The sequence below is a fragment of the Cupriavidus alkaliphilus genome, assembly GCF_900094595.1.
Classification (GTDB): Bacteria; Pseudomonadota; Gammaproteobacteria; order Burkholderiales; family Burkholderiaceae; genus Cupriavidus; species Cupriavidus alkaliphilus.
The window spans coordinates 79,202-91,974 of sequence record NZ_FMAD01000017.1 but is presented as its reverse complement, the minus strand read 5'-3'; the positions used below and the strand labels follow the sequence as shown (position 1 = coordinate 91,974).

At 61.6% G+C, this 12,773-nt stretch carries 25 protein-coding genes; all 25 read left to right on the top strand.

The features are described 5' to 3' along the window. The first annotated feature begins 2 nt into the window (after positions 1-2). On the top strand, positions 3-833 hold the full coding sequence (rplB, locus tag GA0116996_RS26390) for a 50S ribosomal protein L2 (RefSeq protein ID WP_029047584.1): 831 nt from the start codon (positions 3-5) through the stop codon (positions 831-833). Positions 834-855: 22 nt separating this feature from the next. Further along, complete coding sequence (gene rpsS, locus GA0116996_RS26385; protein WP_012354138.1) at positions 856-1,131, top strand: 30S ribosomal protein S19; 276 nt, start codon at positions 856-858, stop codon at positions 1,129-1,131. 9 nt (positions 1,132-1,140) lie between these two features. After that, positions 1,141-1,470 (top strand): 50S ribosomal protein L22, encoded by a 330-nt coding sequence (rplV, locus tag GA0116996_RS26380; RefSeq protein WP_003271370.1) that lies wholly within the window; start codon positions 1,141-1,143, stop codon positions 1,468-1,470. Between the two features lie 9 nt (positions 1,471-1,479). Next, positions 1,480-2,277, top strand: a complete 798-nt coding sequence (gene rpsC, locus GA0116996_RS26375; protein WP_010812392.1) for a 30S ribosomal protein S3 — start codon at positions 1,480-1,482, stop codon at positions 2,275-2,277. A 2-nt stretch (positions 2,278-2,279) separates the two neighbouring features. After that, positions 2,280-2,696 carry a 50S ribosomal protein L16 gene (gene rplP, locus GA0116996_RS26370; protein WP_006576240.1) on the top strand — a complete coding sequence of 139 codons (417 nt, stop codon included), beginning with the start codon at positions 2,280-2,282 and terminating at the stop codon, positions 2,694-2,696. Positions 2,697-2,707: 11 nt separating this feature from the next. Continuing rightward, the gene (rpmC, locus tag GA0116996_RS26365; protein WP_010812390.1) at positions 2,708-2,902 is read left to right on the top strand and encodes a 50S ribosomal protein L29; all 195 of its coding nucleotides are present in this window, start codon (positions 2,708-2,710) and stop codon (positions 2,900-2,902) included. Then, a complete protein-coding gene (rpsQ, locus tag GA0116996_RS26360) occupies positions 2,899-3,177 on the top strand; it encodes a 30S ribosomal protein S17 (RefSeq protein WP_010812389.1) in 279 nt (92 codons plus the stop codon). Before rpmC ends, rpsQ begins: the two co-directional genes overlap by 4 nt. Positions 3,178-3,458: 281 nt before the next feature. Beyond that, positions 3,459-3,827: a 50S ribosomal protein L14 gene (gene rplN / locus GA0116996_RS26355; protein WP_010812388.1), complete on the top strand. Its 369-nt coding sequence runs from the start codon at positions 3,459-3,461 to the stop codon at positions 3,825-3,827. 9 nt (positions 3,828-3,836) lie between these two features. Continuing rightward, positions 3,837-4,145 (top strand): 50S ribosomal protein L24, encoded by a 309-nt coding sequence (rplX, locus tag GA0116996_RS26350; protein WP_010812387.1) that lies wholly within the window; start codon positions 3,837-3,839, stop codon positions 4,143-4,145. A gap of 25 nt (positions 4,146-4,170) precedes the next feature. After that, positions 4,171-4,713: a 50S ribosomal protein L5 gene (gene rplE / locus GA0116996_RS26345; protein WP_010812386.1), complete on the top strand. Its 543-nt coding sequence runs from the start codon at positions 4,171-4,173 to the stop codon at positions 4,711-4,713. A gap of 9 nt (positions 4,714-4,722) precedes the next feature. Then, complete coding sequence (gene rpsN / locus GA0116996_RS26340; protein WP_010812385.1) at positions 4,723-5,028, top strand: 30S ribosomal protein S14; 306 nt, start codon at positions 4,723-4,725, stop codon at positions 5,026-5,028. Positions 5,029-5,055: 27 nt separating this feature from the next. Continuing rightward, entirely contained in the window at positions 5,056-5,451 is a 396-nt protein-coding gene (gene rpsH, locus GA0116996_RS26335) for a 30S ribosomal protein S8 (RefSeq protein WP_010812384.1), read from the top strand. Positions 5,452-5,461: 10 nt separating this feature from the next. Next, positions 5,462-5,995, top strand: a complete 534-nt coding sequence (rplF, locus tag GA0116996_RS26330; RefSeq protein ID WP_062801964.1) for a 50S ribosomal protein L6 — start codon at positions 5,462-5,464, stop codon at positions 5,993-5,995. 11 nt (positions 5,996-6,006) lie between these two features. Continuing rightward, positions 6,007-6,363 (top strand): 50S ribosomal protein L18, encoded by a 357-nt coding sequence (gene rplR / locus GA0116996_RS26325; protein ID WP_026164029.1) that lies wholly within the window; start codon positions 6,007-6,009, stop codon positions 6,361-6,363. Between the two features lie 21 nt (positions 6,364-6,384). Continuing rightward, entirely contained in the window at positions 6,385-6,903 is a 519-nt protein-coding gene (gene rpsE / locus GA0116996_RS26320; RefSeq protein ID WP_006160449.1) for a 30S ribosomal protein S5, read from the top strand. Positions 6,904-6,913: 10 nt separating this feature from the next. Beyond that, positions 6,914-7,096: a 50S ribosomal protein L30 gene (rpmD, locus tag GA0116996_RS26315; protein ID WP_010812381.1), complete on the top strand. Its 183-nt coding sequence runs from the start codon at positions 6,914-6,916 to the stop codon at positions 7,094-7,096. Between the two features lie 19 nt (positions 7,097-7,115). After that, positions 7,116-7,550 (top strand): 50S ribosomal protein L15, encoded by a 435-nt coding sequence (rplO, locus tag GA0116996_RS26310; protein WP_012354135.1) that lies wholly within the window; start codon positions 7,116-7,118, stop codon positions 7,548-7,550. Positions 7,551-7,597: 47 nt separating this feature from the next. Continuing rightward, positions 7,598-8,941, top strand: coding sequence for a preprotein translocase subunit SecY (gene secY / locus GA0116996_RS26305; RefSeq protein WP_062801963.1), 1,344 nt, complete (start codon positions 7,598-7,600; stop codon positions 8,939-8,941). 23 nt (positions 8,942-8,964) lie between these two features. Then, a complete protein-coding gene (gene infA / locus GA0116996_RS26300) occupies positions 8,965-9,183 on the top strand; it encodes a translation initiation factor IF-1 (RefSeq protein ID WP_010812378.1) in 219 nt (72 codons plus the stop codon). A gap of 30 nt (positions 9,184-9,213) precedes the next feature. Beyond that, positions 9,214-9,330, top strand: a complete 117-nt coding sequence (gene rpmJ / locus GA0116996_RS26295; RefSeq protein ID WP_008642959.1) for a 50S ribosomal protein L36 — start codon at positions 9,214-9,216, stop codon at positions 9,328-9,330. A gap of 19 nt (positions 9,331-9,349) precedes the next feature. After that, on the top strand, positions 9,350-9,715 hold the full coding sequence (gene rpsM, locus GA0116996_RS26290; protein ID WP_008642961.1) for a 30S ribosomal protein S13: 366 nt from the start codon (positions 9,350-9,352) through the stop codon (positions 9,713-9,715). Between the two features lie 24 nt (positions 9,716-9,739). Further along, positions 9,740-10,138: a 30S ribosomal protein S11 gene (gene rpsK, locus GA0116996_RS26285; protein WP_010812376.1), complete on the top strand. Its 399-nt coding sequence runs from the start codon at positions 9,740-9,742 to the stop codon at positions 10,136-10,138. 304 nt (positions 10,139-10,442) lie between these two features. Further along, a complete protein-coding gene (rpsD, locus tag GA0116996_RS26280) occupies positions 10,443-11,066 on the top strand; it encodes a 30S ribosomal protein S4 (RefSeq protein ID WP_012354133.1) in 624 nt (207 codons plus the stop codon). 165 nt (positions 11,067-11,231) lie between these two features. Beyond that, entirely contained in the window at positions 11,232-12,212 is a 981-nt protein-coding gene (locus GA0116996_RS26275; protein ID WP_010812374.1) for a DNA-directed RNA polymerase subunit alpha, read from the top strand. A gap of 135 nt (positions 12,213-12,347) precedes the next feature. Beyond that, complete coding sequence (gene rplQ / locus GA0116996_RS26270) at positions 12,348-12,743, top strand: 50S ribosomal protein L17 (RefSeq protein ID WP_010812373.1); 396 nt, start codon at positions 12,348-12,350, stop codon at positions 12,741-12,743. Positions 12,744-12,773 lie beyond the last annotated feature (30 nt).

The window sequence follows — 12,773 nt, the reverse complement described above, 5'->3', positions numbered from 1 at the left end:
TCATGGCACTCGTCAAGACCAAGCCGACTTCCCCGGGTCGTCGCTCGATGGTGAAGGTGGTCAACAAGGACCTTCACAAGGGCGCCCCGCACGCTCCGCTGCTGGAAAAGCAATTCCAGAAGTCGGGCCGTAACAACAATGGTCATATCACCACCCGCCACAAGGGCGGTGGTCATAAGCACCACTACCGCGTGGTCGATTTCAAGCGCAACGACAAGGACGGCATCCCCGCCAAGGTCGAGCGCCTGGAATACGATCCGAACCGCAGCGCCAACATCGCGCTGGTCGTGTTCGCCGACGGCGAGCGCCGCTACATCATTGCCACCAAGGGCATGGTTGCCGGCCAATCGCTGCTGAATGGCTCGGAAGCGCCGATCAAGGCCGGTAACAACCTGCCGATCCGCAACATTCCGGTCGGTACCACGATCAACAACGTGGAAATGCTGCCGGGCAAGGGCGCCCAGATCGCCCGCGCTGCAGGCGGTTCCGCCGTGCTGCTGGCCCGTGAAGGCCTGTACGCCCAGGTTCGCCTGCGCTCCGGCGAAGTGCGCCGCGTGCACATCGAGTGCCGCGCCACCGTCGGTGAAGTGGGTAACGAAGAGCACAGCCTGCGCGTCATCGGCAAGGCCGGTGCGACCCGTTGGCGCGGTATCCGCCCGACGGTCCGCGGCGTCGTGATGAACCCGGTCGACCACCCGCACGGTGGTGGCGAGGGCAAGACCGCTGCTGGCCGCGATCCGGTGTCGCCGTGGGGTACCCCGACCAAGGGTTACCGTACCCGCAGCAACAAGCGCACGGACAGCATGATCGTCCAGAAGCGCCACAAGCGTTAATCGGTAGGTAGGAGCTAAAGATATGACTCGTTCCGCTAAAAAGGGTCCGTTCTGCGACGCCCACCTGCTGAAGAAGGTGGAAGTTGCAACGAGCGGCAAGGACAAGAAGCCCATCAAGACGTGGTCGCGCCGCTCGACCATTCTGCCGGAGTTCATCGGCCTGACGATCGCCGTCCACAACGGCCGTCAACACGTGCCGGTGTACGTTACGGAAAACATGGTTGGCCACAAGCTCGGCGAATTTGCGATTACCCGCACGTTCAAGGGCCACGCGGCTGACAAGAAAGCGAAGAGGTAAGGTGCCATCATGGAAGTGAAAGCGATTCATCGCGGTGCCCGCATCTCCGCCCAGAAGACGCGCCTGGTCGCTGACCAGATCCGTGGTCTGCCGATCGAGCGCGCGCTCAACGTCCTGACGTTCAGCCCGAAAAAGGCTGCCGGGATCGTGAAGAAGGTGGTCGAATCGGCCATCGCCAACGCCGAGCACAACGAAGGCGCCGACATCGACGAACTCAAGGTCAAATCGATCTACGTCGACAAGGCAACCTCGCTCAAGCGCTTCACGGCACGGGCAAAGGGCCGCGGCAACCGCATCGAGAAACAAACCTGTCACATCACTGTGACGCTCGGCAACTAAGGAGTCACGATGGGACAGAAGATTCATCCGACTGGCTTCCGTCTGGCTGTCAGCCGTAACTGGGCTTCGCGCTGGTACGCCAGCAACACGAAGTTCGCCGGCATGCTGAAGGAAGACATCGAAGTTCGCGACTTCCTGAAGAAGAAGCTCAAGAACGCATCGGTTGGCCGCGTCGTGATCGAGCGCCCCGCCCGCAATGCCCGTATCACCATTTACAGCTCGCGTCCGGGCGTGGTGATCGGCAAGAAGGGTGAGGACATCGAACTGCTGAAGGCCGAACTGCAGCGTCGCATGGGCGTGCCCGTGCACGTGAACATCGAGGAAATCCGCAAGCCGGAAACCGATGCTCAGCTGATCGCCGATTCGATCACCCAGCAGCTCGAGCGCCGCATCATGTTCCGCCGCGCCATGAAGCGCGCCATGCAGAACGCGATGCGCCTGGGCGCCCAGGGTATCAAGATCATGAGCGCCGGCCGTCTGAACGGTATCGAAATCGCACGTACCGAGTGGTACCGCGAAGGCCGTGTGCCCCTGCACACCCTGCGCGCCGACATCGACTACGGCTTCTCCGAAGCAGAAACCACCTACGGCATCATCGGTGTCAAGGTGTGGGTCTACAAGGGGGATCACCTCGGCCGCAATGACGCGCCGGTGGTGGAAGAGCCGCAGGACGACCGTCGTCGTCGCCCGGGTCGTCCGGAAGGTCGCCGCCGTGAAGGCGAAGGCCGTCCGGGTGGCAACCGCCGCGGCGGTGCCGGTGCCGGTCGCCGCGCTGCGCCTGGCGCAGATGCGAAGAGTGGAGAATAACGATGCTGCAACCTAAGCGCAGAAAATACCGCAAGGAGCAGAAAGGCCGCAACACGGGTAAGGCTACCCGTGGTAACGCCGTGTCTTTCGGCGAATTCGGCCTGAAGGCCATGGGCCGTGGCCGCCTGACGGCTCGTCAGATCGAGTCGGCACGTCGTGCGATGACCCGCCACATCAAGCGTGGCGGCCGCATCTGGATCCGGATTTTCCCGGACAAGCCGATCTCGAAGAAGCCCGCCGAAGTCCGTATGGGTAACGGTAAGGGCAATCCGGAGTACTACGTGGCTGAAATCCAGCCGGGCAAGATGCTGTACGAAATGGATGGCGTGAGCGAAGAGCTGGCGCGTGAGGCGTTCCGCCTCGCAGCGGCCAAGCTGCCGATCGCCACCAATTTCGTGGTGCGCCAGGTCGGGACGTAAGGAGAGCAGGAATGAAAGCATCCGAACTTCGCGGCAAGGACGCCGCAGGCCTGAACCAGGAGCTCTCCGAGCTGCTGAAGGCCCAATTTAGCCTGCGCATGCAAAAGGCAACCCAACAGCTGCAGAACACCAGCCAGCTGAAGAAGGTTCGCAAGGACATCGCGCGCGTGCAAACCGTGCTGACTCAAAAGGCGAACGCGAAATGACTGAAGCTGCACAAACGGAAAAGTCGCTTCGCCGTACCCTGGTCGGCCGTGTCGTGAGCGACAAGATGGACAAGACCGTTACGGTCTTGGTGGAAAACCGCGTCAAGCATCCCCTGTACGGCAAGTACGTGCTGCGTTCCAAGAAGTACCACGCACACGACGAAGCCAACCAGTACAAGGAAGGCGACAAGGTCGAAATCCAGGAAGGCCGTCCGCTGTCGCGGACCAAGTCCTGGGTGGTTTCCCGGCTGGTAGAGGCTGCACGCGTCATCTAAGAACAACACGTTCTTAGCTTGACTTGCAAGTCCAGGATTATGTAGCTATAATCCTGGACTTCCGCTTTATTGCGTTCGCCTTAGCTGTACCACCCGGGCGGGCCTGTTGAGCGAGCCAGGGCCAGGCGGCTCCGATGATTTTTCGTCGGGATTGCCAGGTTCCTACCGACTTCAAAGTTGATCAACCCATACGGTGCTGGCGCAAGGCCGGAACCGACGGGACCAAGACTGACCGACGGGCGCTATCGCACCTGGCGGATTAAGTTGGGAAGACAAACACCATGATTCAGACAGAAAGCCGGCTCGAAGTGGCCGATAACACTGGTGCGCGCGAAGTGCTGTGCATCAAGGTGCTGGGTGGCTCCAAGCGCCGCTACGCAAGCGTTGGCGACATCATCAAGGTGACCGTCAAGGACGCAGCGCCGCGCGGTCGCGTCAAGAAGGGCGACATCTACAACGCCGTCGTCGTGCGTACCGCCAAGGGCGTGCGCCGCGCTGACGGTTCGCTGATCAAGTTCGACGGCAACGCCGCCGTCCTGCTGAACAACAAGCTCGAGCCGATCGGCACCCGTATCTTCGGGCCGGTGACTCGTGAACTCCGTACCGAGCGCTTCATGAAGATCGTGTCGCTCGCTCCGGAAGTGCTGTAAGGAGCCGCCATGAACAAGATTCGCAAAGGCGACGAAGTCATCGTGCTGACCGGCAAGGACAAGGGCAAGCGCGGTACCGTGCAGGCCGTCCTCGGCGACAAGGTTGCGGTGCAAGGCGTGAACATCGCCAAGAAGCATGCCCGCCCGAACCCGATGCTGGGCACTACCGGTGGTGTGGTCGACAAGGTCATGCCGCTGCATATTTCCAACGTTGCGCTCGTGGATGCCAATGGCAAGCCGTCGCGCGTCGGCATCAAGGTGGAAGACGGCAAGCGCGTGCGCGTGCTGAAGACCACCGGCGCCGTCGTGGCAGCTTGATTCTGGGCACGTATAGGAGTTGAGCATGGCAGCACGTCTGCAAGAGTTTTACAAAGAACAGGTTGTGCCGAAGCTGATCGAGCAGTTCGGCTACAAGTCGGTCATGGAAGTGCCGCGCATCACCAAGATCACCCTGAACATGGGTCTTGGCGAAGCCATCAATGACAAGAAGATCATTGAAAACGCCGTGGGCGACCTGACCAAGATCGCCGGTCAGAAGCCGGTCGTGACGAAGGCCAAGAAGGCTATCGCCGGCTTCAAGATCCGCCAGGGCTACCCCATCGGTGCGATGGTGACCCTGCGCGGCGAGCGCATGTTCGAATTCCTCGATCGTTTCGTCACCGTGGCCCTGCCGCGCGTGCGTGACTTCCGTGGTGTGTCGGGCCGTTCGTTCGACGGTCGTGGCAACTACAACATCGGTGTGAAAGAGCAGATCATTTTCCCCGAAATCGAGTACGACAAGATCGACGCACTGCGTGGTCTGAACATCAGCATCACGACGACGGCAAAGAACGACGAGGAAGCCAAGGCCCTCCTCGGTGCGTTCAAGTTCCCGTTCCGCAATTAAGGGGTAACCGTGGCTAAACTGGCTCTGATTGAACGTGAGAAGAAGCGCGCCAAGCTGGTGGCAAAGTATGCCGCCAAGCGCGCCAACCTCAAGGCCATTATCGACGACCAAGAAAAGTCGGAAGAAGAGCGTTACAGCGCGCGTCTCGAGCTGCAGCAGCTCCCGCGCAACGCGAACCCGACCCGCCAGCGCAACCGCTGCGCGATCACCGGTCGTCCCCGCGGTACCTTCCGCAAGTTTGGCCTGGCGCGTAACAAGATCCGCGAAATCGCCTTCAAGGGCGAAATCCCGGGTCTGACGAAAGCCAGCTGGTAATTACGCACAGGCTACAGGAGAAACAGTATGAGCATGAGCGATCCTATCGCCGATATGCTGACGCGCATCCGCAACGCCCAAGGCGTGCAGAAAGCGTCGGTTGTCATGCCGTCGTCGAAGCTGAAAGTGGCAATCGCCAAGGTCCTGAAGGACGAAGGCTATATCGACGACTACGCCGTCCAGGAAGATGGCGGCAAGGCACAACTGAGCATCGGTCTCAAGTACTACGCCGGCCGTCCGGTGATCGAGCGCATCGAGCGCGTCTCGAAGCCCGGCCTGCGCGTGTACAAGGGCCGCAGCGACATTCCGCAAGTGATGAACGGCCTCGGTGTGGCGATCATCTCGACCCCGCAGGGTCTGATGACCGACCGCAAGGCTCGCGCCACCGGCGTGGGCGGCGAAGTTCTCTGCTACGTCGCTTAAGGAGAGAACCATGTCCCGTGTAGGTAAGGCTCCCATCGCGCTCCCCAAGGGCGCGGAAGTGAACGTGGCAGCTGGCGTGCTCTCCGTGAAGGGCCCGCTGGGTACGCTGTCCCAGCCGATTCACAGCCTGGTCAAGGTCAATGTCGAGAACGACACGCTGACCTTCTCGCCGGCTGACGAGTCGCGTGAAGCAAACGCCCTGCAAGGCACCATGCGCGCCCTGGCGGCGAACATGGTCAAGGGCGTGACCACCGGTTTCGAGCGCAAGCTGAACCTCGTTGGCGTGGGCTATCGTGCCCAGCTGCAAGGCACTGCGCTGAAGCTCCAGCTTGGTTTCTCGCACGACGTGATCCATGAGATGCCGGAAGGCGTGAAGGCTGAAACGCCGACGCAGACCGAAATCCTGATCAAGGGTGCGGACAAGCAGAAAGTCGGTCAGGTTGCCGCGGAAGTCCGCGCGTACCGTCCGCCCGAGCCCTACAAGGGCAAGGGTGTGCGCTACAGCGACGAGCGCGTCATCCTGAAGGAAACCAAGAAGAAGTAAGGGGTGCAATGATGAACAAGAAAGACGCTCGTTTGCGCCGTGCACGTCAGACCCGCGCCAAGATCGCGGAGATGAAAGTCAATCGTCTGACCGTGTTCCGTACGAATTCGAACATTTACGCCCAGGTCTTCTCCGAGTGCGGCACCAAGGTGCTGGCTTCGGCTTCGACCGTCGAGGCAGAAGTGCGCAAGGAACTGGAAGGCAAGGGCGCTACCGCCGCTGCCGCTACCATCGTGGGCAAGCGCATCGCCGAGAAGGCGAAGGCTGCCGGCGTGGAAACCGTCGCGTTCGATCGCGCCGGCTTCCGTTTCCATGGCCGCGTGAAGGCCCTGGCAGACGCCGCCCGCGAAGCCGGCCTGAAGTTCTAAGCGCATAGAGAGAGATACGTCATGGCAAAGATGCAAGCAAAAGTCCAACAGGACGAACGCGACGACGGCCTCCGCGAGAAGATGATCTCGGTCAACCGTGTCACCAAGGTGGTGAAGGGTGGCCGGATTCTCGGTTTCGCTGCGCTGACCGTGGTCGGTGACGGCGATGGCCGCATCGGCATGGGCAAGGGCAAGGCCAAGGAAGTGCCGGTTGCTGTTCAGAAGGCAATGGACGAAGCCCGTCGCAAGATGGTCAAGGTCTCGCTGAAGAACGGCACGCTGCAACACGAAGTCGTCGGCAAGCACGGCGCCGCCAAGGTGCTGATGATGCCCGCCAAGGAAGGTACCGGCGTGATCGCCGGCGGCCCGATGCGCGCGATCTTCGAAGTGATGGGTGTCACCAACGTGGTGACCAAGTCGCACGGCTCCACCAACCCGTACAACATGGTTCGCGCCACGCTGGACGGCCTTCAGAAGATGAGCACGCCGGGCGAAATCGCCGCCAAGCGTGGCAAGTCGGTCGAAGACATCCTGGGTTAAGGTGAACGCAATGTCGCAGAAAACCGTAAAAGTGCAACTCGTGCGCAGCCTGATCGGCACGCGCGAGGATCATCGCGCCACCGTTCGTGGCCTGGGCCTGCGCCGCATCAACTCGGTGTCGGAGCTGCAGGACACGCCCGCCGTGCGCGGCATGATCAACAAGGTCTCGTACCTGGTCAAGGTTCTGGCCTGATCGGGACTTGGAGAGCAAGATGCAACTGAACAACCTGAAACCGGCTGCCGGTTCGAAGCACGCCAAGCGTCGCGTCGGCCGCGGTATCGGCTCCGGCCTGGGCAAGACCGCCGGTCGCGGTCACAAGGGTCAGAAGTCGCGTTCGGGCGGCTTCCACAAGGTGGGTTTCGAAGGCGGCCAGATGCCGCTGTATCGTCGCCTGCCGAAGCGCGGCTTCACCTCGCTGACCAAGGCGTTCACCGCCGAAGTCACGCTGCGTGACATCGAGCGCCTGGAAGCGGCCGAAGTCGACCTGCTGGTCCTGAAGCAGGCTGGCCTGGTCGGCGACCTGGTCAAGAGCGCCAAGGTCATCAAGGCCGGCGAGCTGACCCGCAAGGTGACGATCAAGGGTCTGGGCGCCACCGCTGGCGCCAAGGCCGCGATCGAAGCCGCCGGCGGCCAGATCGCAGCCTGATACGGCAGCATTCATCGCAGCATAGGCAGTCATAGTCGGAGCATCGTTTGGCCACGGCGAAACCCAATGCAAGCGCGCAAGCCAGGAATACGGCGAAGTACGGCGACCTCAAGCGCCGGCTGATGTTCCTGGTGCTGGCCCTGATCGTGTACCGCATCGGCGCTCATATTCCGGTGCCCGGTATCGATCCGGAGCAGCTTGCGAAGCTTTTCCAGAGTCAGTCGGGTGGCATCCTCGGGATGTTCAACCTGTTCTCGGGCGGGGCGCTGTCGCGCTTTACCGTCTTCGCGCTCGGCATCATGCCGTACATCTCGGCGTCGATCATCATGCAGTTGCTGACGATCGTGCTGCCGCAGCTGGAGTCGCTGAAGAAGGAAGGGCAGGCAGGGCAGCGCAAGATCACGCAGTACACGCGCTACGGCACCGTGGTTCTGGCCACGTTCCAGGCGCTGTCGATCGCGGTCGCGCTGGAGTCGCAGCCCGGGCTGGTGCTGGATCCTGGCCTGATGTTCCGGGCCACGGCGGTGATCACGCTGGTGACCGGCACGATGTTCCTGATGTGGCTGGGTGAGCAGATCACCGAGCGCGGTCTGGGCAACGGCATCTCGATCATCATCTTCGGCGGTATCGCGGCGGGCCTGCCCAACGCGATCGGCGGACTGTTCGAACTGGTCCGCACGGGTTCCATGAGCATCATCGCGGCCATCTTCATCGTCGCGATCGTGATCGGTGTGACCTTCGCCGTGGTGTTCGTCGAGCGTGGCCAGCGCAAGATCCTGGTGAACTATGCCAAGCGTCAGGTCGGCAACAAGGTGTACGGCGGCCAGTCGTCGCACCTGCCGCTGAAGCTGAACATGGCAGGGGTGATTCCGCCGATCTTCGCATCGTCGATCATCCTGTTCCCGGCGACGATCGCGGGCTGGTTTACGTCTGACTCGACGGGCACGGTCGGCCGGTTCATCAAGGACCTGGCTGCCACGCTGTCGCCGGGCCAGCCGGTCTACATCCTGCTGTACGCTGCTGCGATTGTATTTTTCTGCTTCTTCTACACGGCCCTGGTGTACAACAGCCGTGAAGTGGCAGACAACCTGAAGAAAAGCGGTGCCTTCATTCCGGGCATTCGTCCGGGCGAGCAGACGACGCGCTATATCGACAAGATCCTGGTGCGTCTGACGCTGGCTGGTGCGATCTACATCACACTGGTCTGCCTGTTGCCGGAATTCCTGGTGCTGCGCTGGAACGTTCCGTTCTATTTCGGCGGAACCTCCCTGCTGATCATCGTGGTCGTCACGATGGACTTCATGGCCCAGGTTCAGTCCTATGTCATGTCGCAGCAGTATGAGTCGCTGCTGAAGAAGGCGAATTTCAAGGGCAATCTGACCTTGCGCTGACTTCGGATCGGTACAGGCTAGGTATGGCTAAAGACGACGTCATCCAGATGCAGGGCGAGGTCCTGGAAAACCTGCCCAATGCGACGTTCCGAGTCAAGCTGGAGAATGGCCATGTAGTGCTGGGCCATATCTCCGGCAAGATGAGAATGAACTACATCCGGATTCTTCCGGGTGACAAGGTGACGGTCGAGCTGACCCCATATGATCTGTCGCGCGCACGAATCGTCTTCCGGACGAAGTGAGCGAACAGGAATTGAAGGAAGAGGAAAATTATGAAAGTGCTGGCTTCTGTTAAGCGCATTTGCCGCAACTGCAAAATCATCAAGCGCAACGGTGTCGTGCGCGTGATCTGCTCGTCGGATCCCCGCCACAAGCAACGCCAAGGCTAATCGGAAAGAGGATTGACGAATGGCACGTATCGCAGGGGTTAACATCCCGAACCACAAGCATACCGAAATCGGCCTGACGGCTATTTACGGTATCGGCCGCTCGCGCGCCCGCAAGATTTGCGAGGCCACCGGTGTACCGTTTGACAAGAAGGTCAAGGATCTGACCGACGCCGACCTGGAAAAGCTTCGTGACGAAGTGGGCAAGGTCACGGTCGAGGGTGACCTGCGTCGTGAAACCACGATGAACATCAAGCGTCTGATGGACCTTGGTTGCTATCGTGGCATGCGTCACCGCAAGGGCCTGCCGATGCGCGGCCAGCGTACGCGCACCAATGCCCGTACCCGCAAGGGTCCGCGCAAGGCCGGCGTGGCTCTGAAGAAGTAAAGCCGAAGGCAGAGGAAGAAACTAATGGCAAAAGGTCCGAATAACGCCGCTCGCGCGCGTAAAAAGGTCAAGAAGAACGTTGCCGACGGCATTGCGCACGTCCACGCTTCGTTCAACAACACCATCATCACGATCACCGATCGCCAGGGCAACGCCCTGTCGTGGGCGACCGCCGGTGGCCAAGGCTTCAAGGGTTCGCGCAAGTCGACCCCGTTCGCTGCCCAGGTTGCTGCCGAGAACGCCGGTCGCGTGGCGCAAGACCAGGGCATCAAGAACCTGGAAGTGCGCATCAAGGGCCCCGGCCCGGGTCGTGAATCGGCTGTCCGCGCGCTGAACGCGCTGGGCATCAAGATCGCGATCATCGAAGACGTCACGCCGATTCCGCACAACGGCTGCCGTCCGCCGAAGCGCCGCCGCATCTGATGCGTTGGCGTGTCCGCAGCCGGCGGGTTTACCTGCCGGTTTCGGATATGGTAGTATCGCGCGTTGACCTGCTGCATTTTAATGCGGCAGGTTTTCGTTTTGCGTCGGGCTAGTGTCTTTCAAGGCACATTGCAGTCCCGGCGTATTGGTAAATGCTTGCAGCGACGCCTCCCGCAACGGAGCGCGCTTAATAAGCCCACCGTCCGTCACGGTCTGGCGCGTGCCCCGAGGCACCGCGGCAGCACTGCGTTGGCGGACTCACGGCGCGTCCTGAAGGCGCCGTGATCGATCAAAGGAAGACAACGTGGCACGTTATACCGGCCCGAAGGCCAAACTTTCCCGCCGTGAAGGCACCGATCTGTTCCTGAAGAGCTCGCGCCGCTCGCTGGCCGACAAGTGCAAGCTGGACAGCAAGCCGGGCCAGCATGGCCGCACCTCGGGTGCCCGCACCTCCGACTACGGCAACCAGCTGCGCGAAAAGCAGAAGGTCAAGCGCATCTACGGCGTGCTCGAGCGCCAGTTCCGCCGCTACTTCGCCGAAGCCGACCGCCGCAAGGGCAACACCGGCGAAAACCTGCTGCAACTGCTGGAATCGCGCCTGGACAACGTGGTGTACCGCATGGGCTTCGGCTCGACCCGCGCTGAAGCGCGCCAGCTGGTGTCGCACAAGGCGATCCTGGTGAACGGTCAGACCCTGAACGTGCCGTCGGCCCAGATCAAGTCGGGCGACGTCATCACCATCCGCGAGCAGTCGAAGAAGCAGGTCCGTATCGCCGAAGCGCTGTCGCTGGCCGAGCAGTCGGGCTTCCCGACCTGGGTCGCCGTGGATGCCAAGAAGTTCGAAGGCACCTTCAAGCAAGTCCCGGATCGCGCCGATATCTCGGGCGACATCAACGAAAGCCTGATCGTCGAACTGTACTCGCGTTAATCCGCGAGCACCCGGCCCAGAGCTTGCGTTCGTCGCAAAGCTTCTCCTTCAGCCCGACGCGCTTCGCGCGCGTCGGGCTTCGCCCATCGTTACGATGGGATTTCCAGGTTCCAAACGTCAGCCTTATCGGTGTAACGAGCCGAGGGTATTGAAAAGGACAACCTAATGCAAACAGCACTCCTCAAGCCAAAAATCATCGCCGTCGAGCCTCTGGGCGACCATCACGCCAAAGTCGTGATGGAGCCGTTCGAGCGCGGCTACGGCCATACGCTCGGTAACGCCCTGCGTCGCGTGCTGCTGTCGTCGATGGTCGGTTATGCCCCGACCGAAGTCACGATCGCTGGGGTGGTCCACGAGTATTCCACCATCGACGGCGTGCAGGAAGACGTCGTCAACCTGCTGCTCAACCTGAAGGGCGTGGTGTTCAAGCTGCACAACCGCGACGAAGTCACGGTGTCGCTGCGCAAGGATGGCGAAGGCGTGGTCACGGCCGCCGATATCGAGCTGCCGCACGACGTCGAGATCATCAACCCGAACCACGTGATCGCCCATCTGTCGGCCGGCGGCAAGCTGGACATGCAGATCAAGGTCGAGCAAGGCCGCGGCTATGTGCCGGGCAACGTGCGCAAGTTCGGCGACGAATCCGGCAAGGTCATCGGCCGCATCGTGCTGGACGCCTCGTTCTCGCCGGTGCGCCGCGTGTCGTACGCGGTTGAATCGGCCCGCGTCGAGCAGCGTACCGACCTCGACAAGCTGGTGATGAACATCGAAACCGACGGCGTGATCTCGCCCGAGGAAGCGATCCGCCAGTCGGCCCGCATCCTGGTCGACCAGCTGTCCGTGTTCGCCGCGCTGGAAGGCACCGAGTCGGCCGCCGAGGCTGCTTCGAGCCGCACGCCGCAGATCGATCCGATCCTGCTGCGCCCGGTCGACGACCTGGAGCTGACGGTGCGTTCGGCCAACTGCCTGAAGGCCGAAAACATCTACTACATCGGCGACCTGATCCAGCGTACCGAGAACGAACTGCTCAAGACCCCGAACCTGGGTCGCAAGTCGCTCAACGAGATCAAGGAAGTCCTCGCCTCGCGCGGCCTGACCCTCGGCATGAAGCTCGAGAACTGGCCGCCCGCAGGTCTGGAAAAGTAATTGGGGCGCGGGGCATCGGTCCCGCACCGCAGCAACCGCTCCGGCTTCGGCCGGGGCATGTACGACTACCGGCCCGCGTCCAGCCGCATCGGACGATAGAAGAGCTGGTCAAACACTTAACTGAAAGGAATCATCATGCGTCACCGTCATGGTCTGCGGAAACTGAACCGCACTTCGTCGCACCGTCTCGCGATGCTGCGCAACATGTCCAACTCGCTGTTCCAGCACGAGCTGATCAAGACCACCGTGCCCAAGGCCAAGGAACTGCGCAAGGTTGTCGAGCCGCTGATCACGCTGGCCAAGAAGGACACCGTTGCCAACCGCCGCCTGGCGTTCGCCCGCCTGCGCGACCGCGACATGGTCACCAAGCTGTTCACCGAACTGGGCCCGCGCTACGCCACCCGTCCGGGCGGCTACACCCGCATCCTGAAGTTCGGCTTCCGTCAGGGCGACAACGCGCCGATGGCGCTGGTCGAGCTGGTGGATCGTCCGGAAATCACCGAAGCCCCGGCCGAAGAAGCCGCGGAATAAGTGCGTTTCCAGCCCGCTGCCGTCGCGCGA

Coding starts and splice junctions, on each gene's coding strand:
- rplB (WP_029047584.1), top strand. CDS start 3: ATGGCACTCGTCAAGACCAAGCCGACTTCCCCGGGTCGTCGCTCGATG.
- rpsS (WP_012354138.1), top strand. CDS start 856: ATGACTCGTTCCGCTAAAAAGGGTCCGTTCTGCGACGCCCACCTGCTG.
- rplV (WP_003271370.1), top strand. CDS start 1,141: ATGGAAGTGAAAGCGATTCATCGCGGTGCCCGCATCTCCGCCCAGAAG.
- rpsC (WP_010812392.1), top strand. CDS start 1,480: ATGGGACAGAAGATTCATCCGACTGGCTTCCGTCTGGCTGTCAGCCGT.
- rplP (WP_006576240.1), top strand. CDS start 2,280: ATGCTGCAACCTAAGCGCAGAAAATACCGCAAGGAGCAGAAAGGCCGC.
- rpmC (WP_010812390.1), top strand. CDS start 2,708: ATGAAAGCATCCGAACTTCGCGGCAAGGACGCCGCAGGCCTGAACCAG.
- rpsQ (WP_010812389.1), top strand. CDS start 2,899: ATGACTGAAGCTGCACAAACGGAAAAGTCGCTTCGCCGTACCCTGGTC.
- rplN (WP_010812388.1), top strand. CDS start 3,459: ATGATTCAGACAGAAAGCCGGCTCGAAGTGGCCGATAACACTGGTGCG.
- rplX (WP_010812387.1), top strand. CDS start 3,837: ATGAACAAGATTCGCAAAGGCGACGAAGTCATCGTGCTGACCGGCAAG.
- rplE (WP_010812386.1), top strand. CDS start 4,171: ATGGCAGCACGTCTGCAAGAGTTTTACAAAGAACAGGTTGTGCCGAAG.
- rpsH (WP_010812384.1), top strand. CDS start 5,056: ATGAGCATGAGCGATCCTATCGCCGATATGCTGACGCGCATCCGCAAC.
- rplF (WP_062801964.1), top strand. CDS start 5,462: ATGTCCCGTGTAGGTAAGGCTCCCATCGCGCTCCCCAAGGGCGCGGAA.
- rplR (WP_026164029.1), top strand. CDS start 6,007: ATGAACAAGAAAGACGCTCGTTTGCGCCGTGCACGTCAGACCCGCGCC.
- rpsE (WP_006160449.1), top strand. CDS start 6,385: ATGGCAAAGATGCAAGCAAAAGTCCAACAGGACGAACGCGACGACGGC.
- rpmD (WP_010812381.1), top strand. CDS start 6,914: ATGTCGCAGAAAACCGTAAAAGTGCAACTCGTGCGCAGCCTGATCGGC.
- rplO (WP_012354135.1), top strand. CDS start 7,116: ATGCAACTGAACAACCTGAAACCGGCTGCCGGTTCGAAGCACGCCAAG.
- infA (WP_010812378.1), top strand. CDS start 8,965: ATGGCTAAAGACGACGTCATCCAGATGCAGGGCGAGGTCCTGGAAAAC.
- rpmJ (WP_008642959.1), top strand. CDS start 9,214: ATGAAAGTGCTGGCTTCTGTTAAGCGCATTTGCCGCAACTGCAAAATC.
- rpsM (WP_008642961.1), top strand. CDS start 9,350: ATGGCACGTATCGCAGGGGTTAACATCCCGAACCACAAGCATACCGAA.
- rpsK (WP_010812376.1), top strand. CDS start 9,740: ATGGCAAAAGGTCCGAATAACGCCGCTCGCGCGCGTAAAAAGGTCAAG.
- GA0116996_RS26275 (WP_010812374.1), top strand. CDS start 11,232: ATGCAAACAGCACTCCTCAAGCCAAAAATCATCGCCGTCGAGCCTCTG.
- rplQ (WP_010812373.1), top strand. CDS start 12,348: ATGCGTCACCGTCATGGTCTGCGGAAACTGAACCGCACTTCGTCGCAC.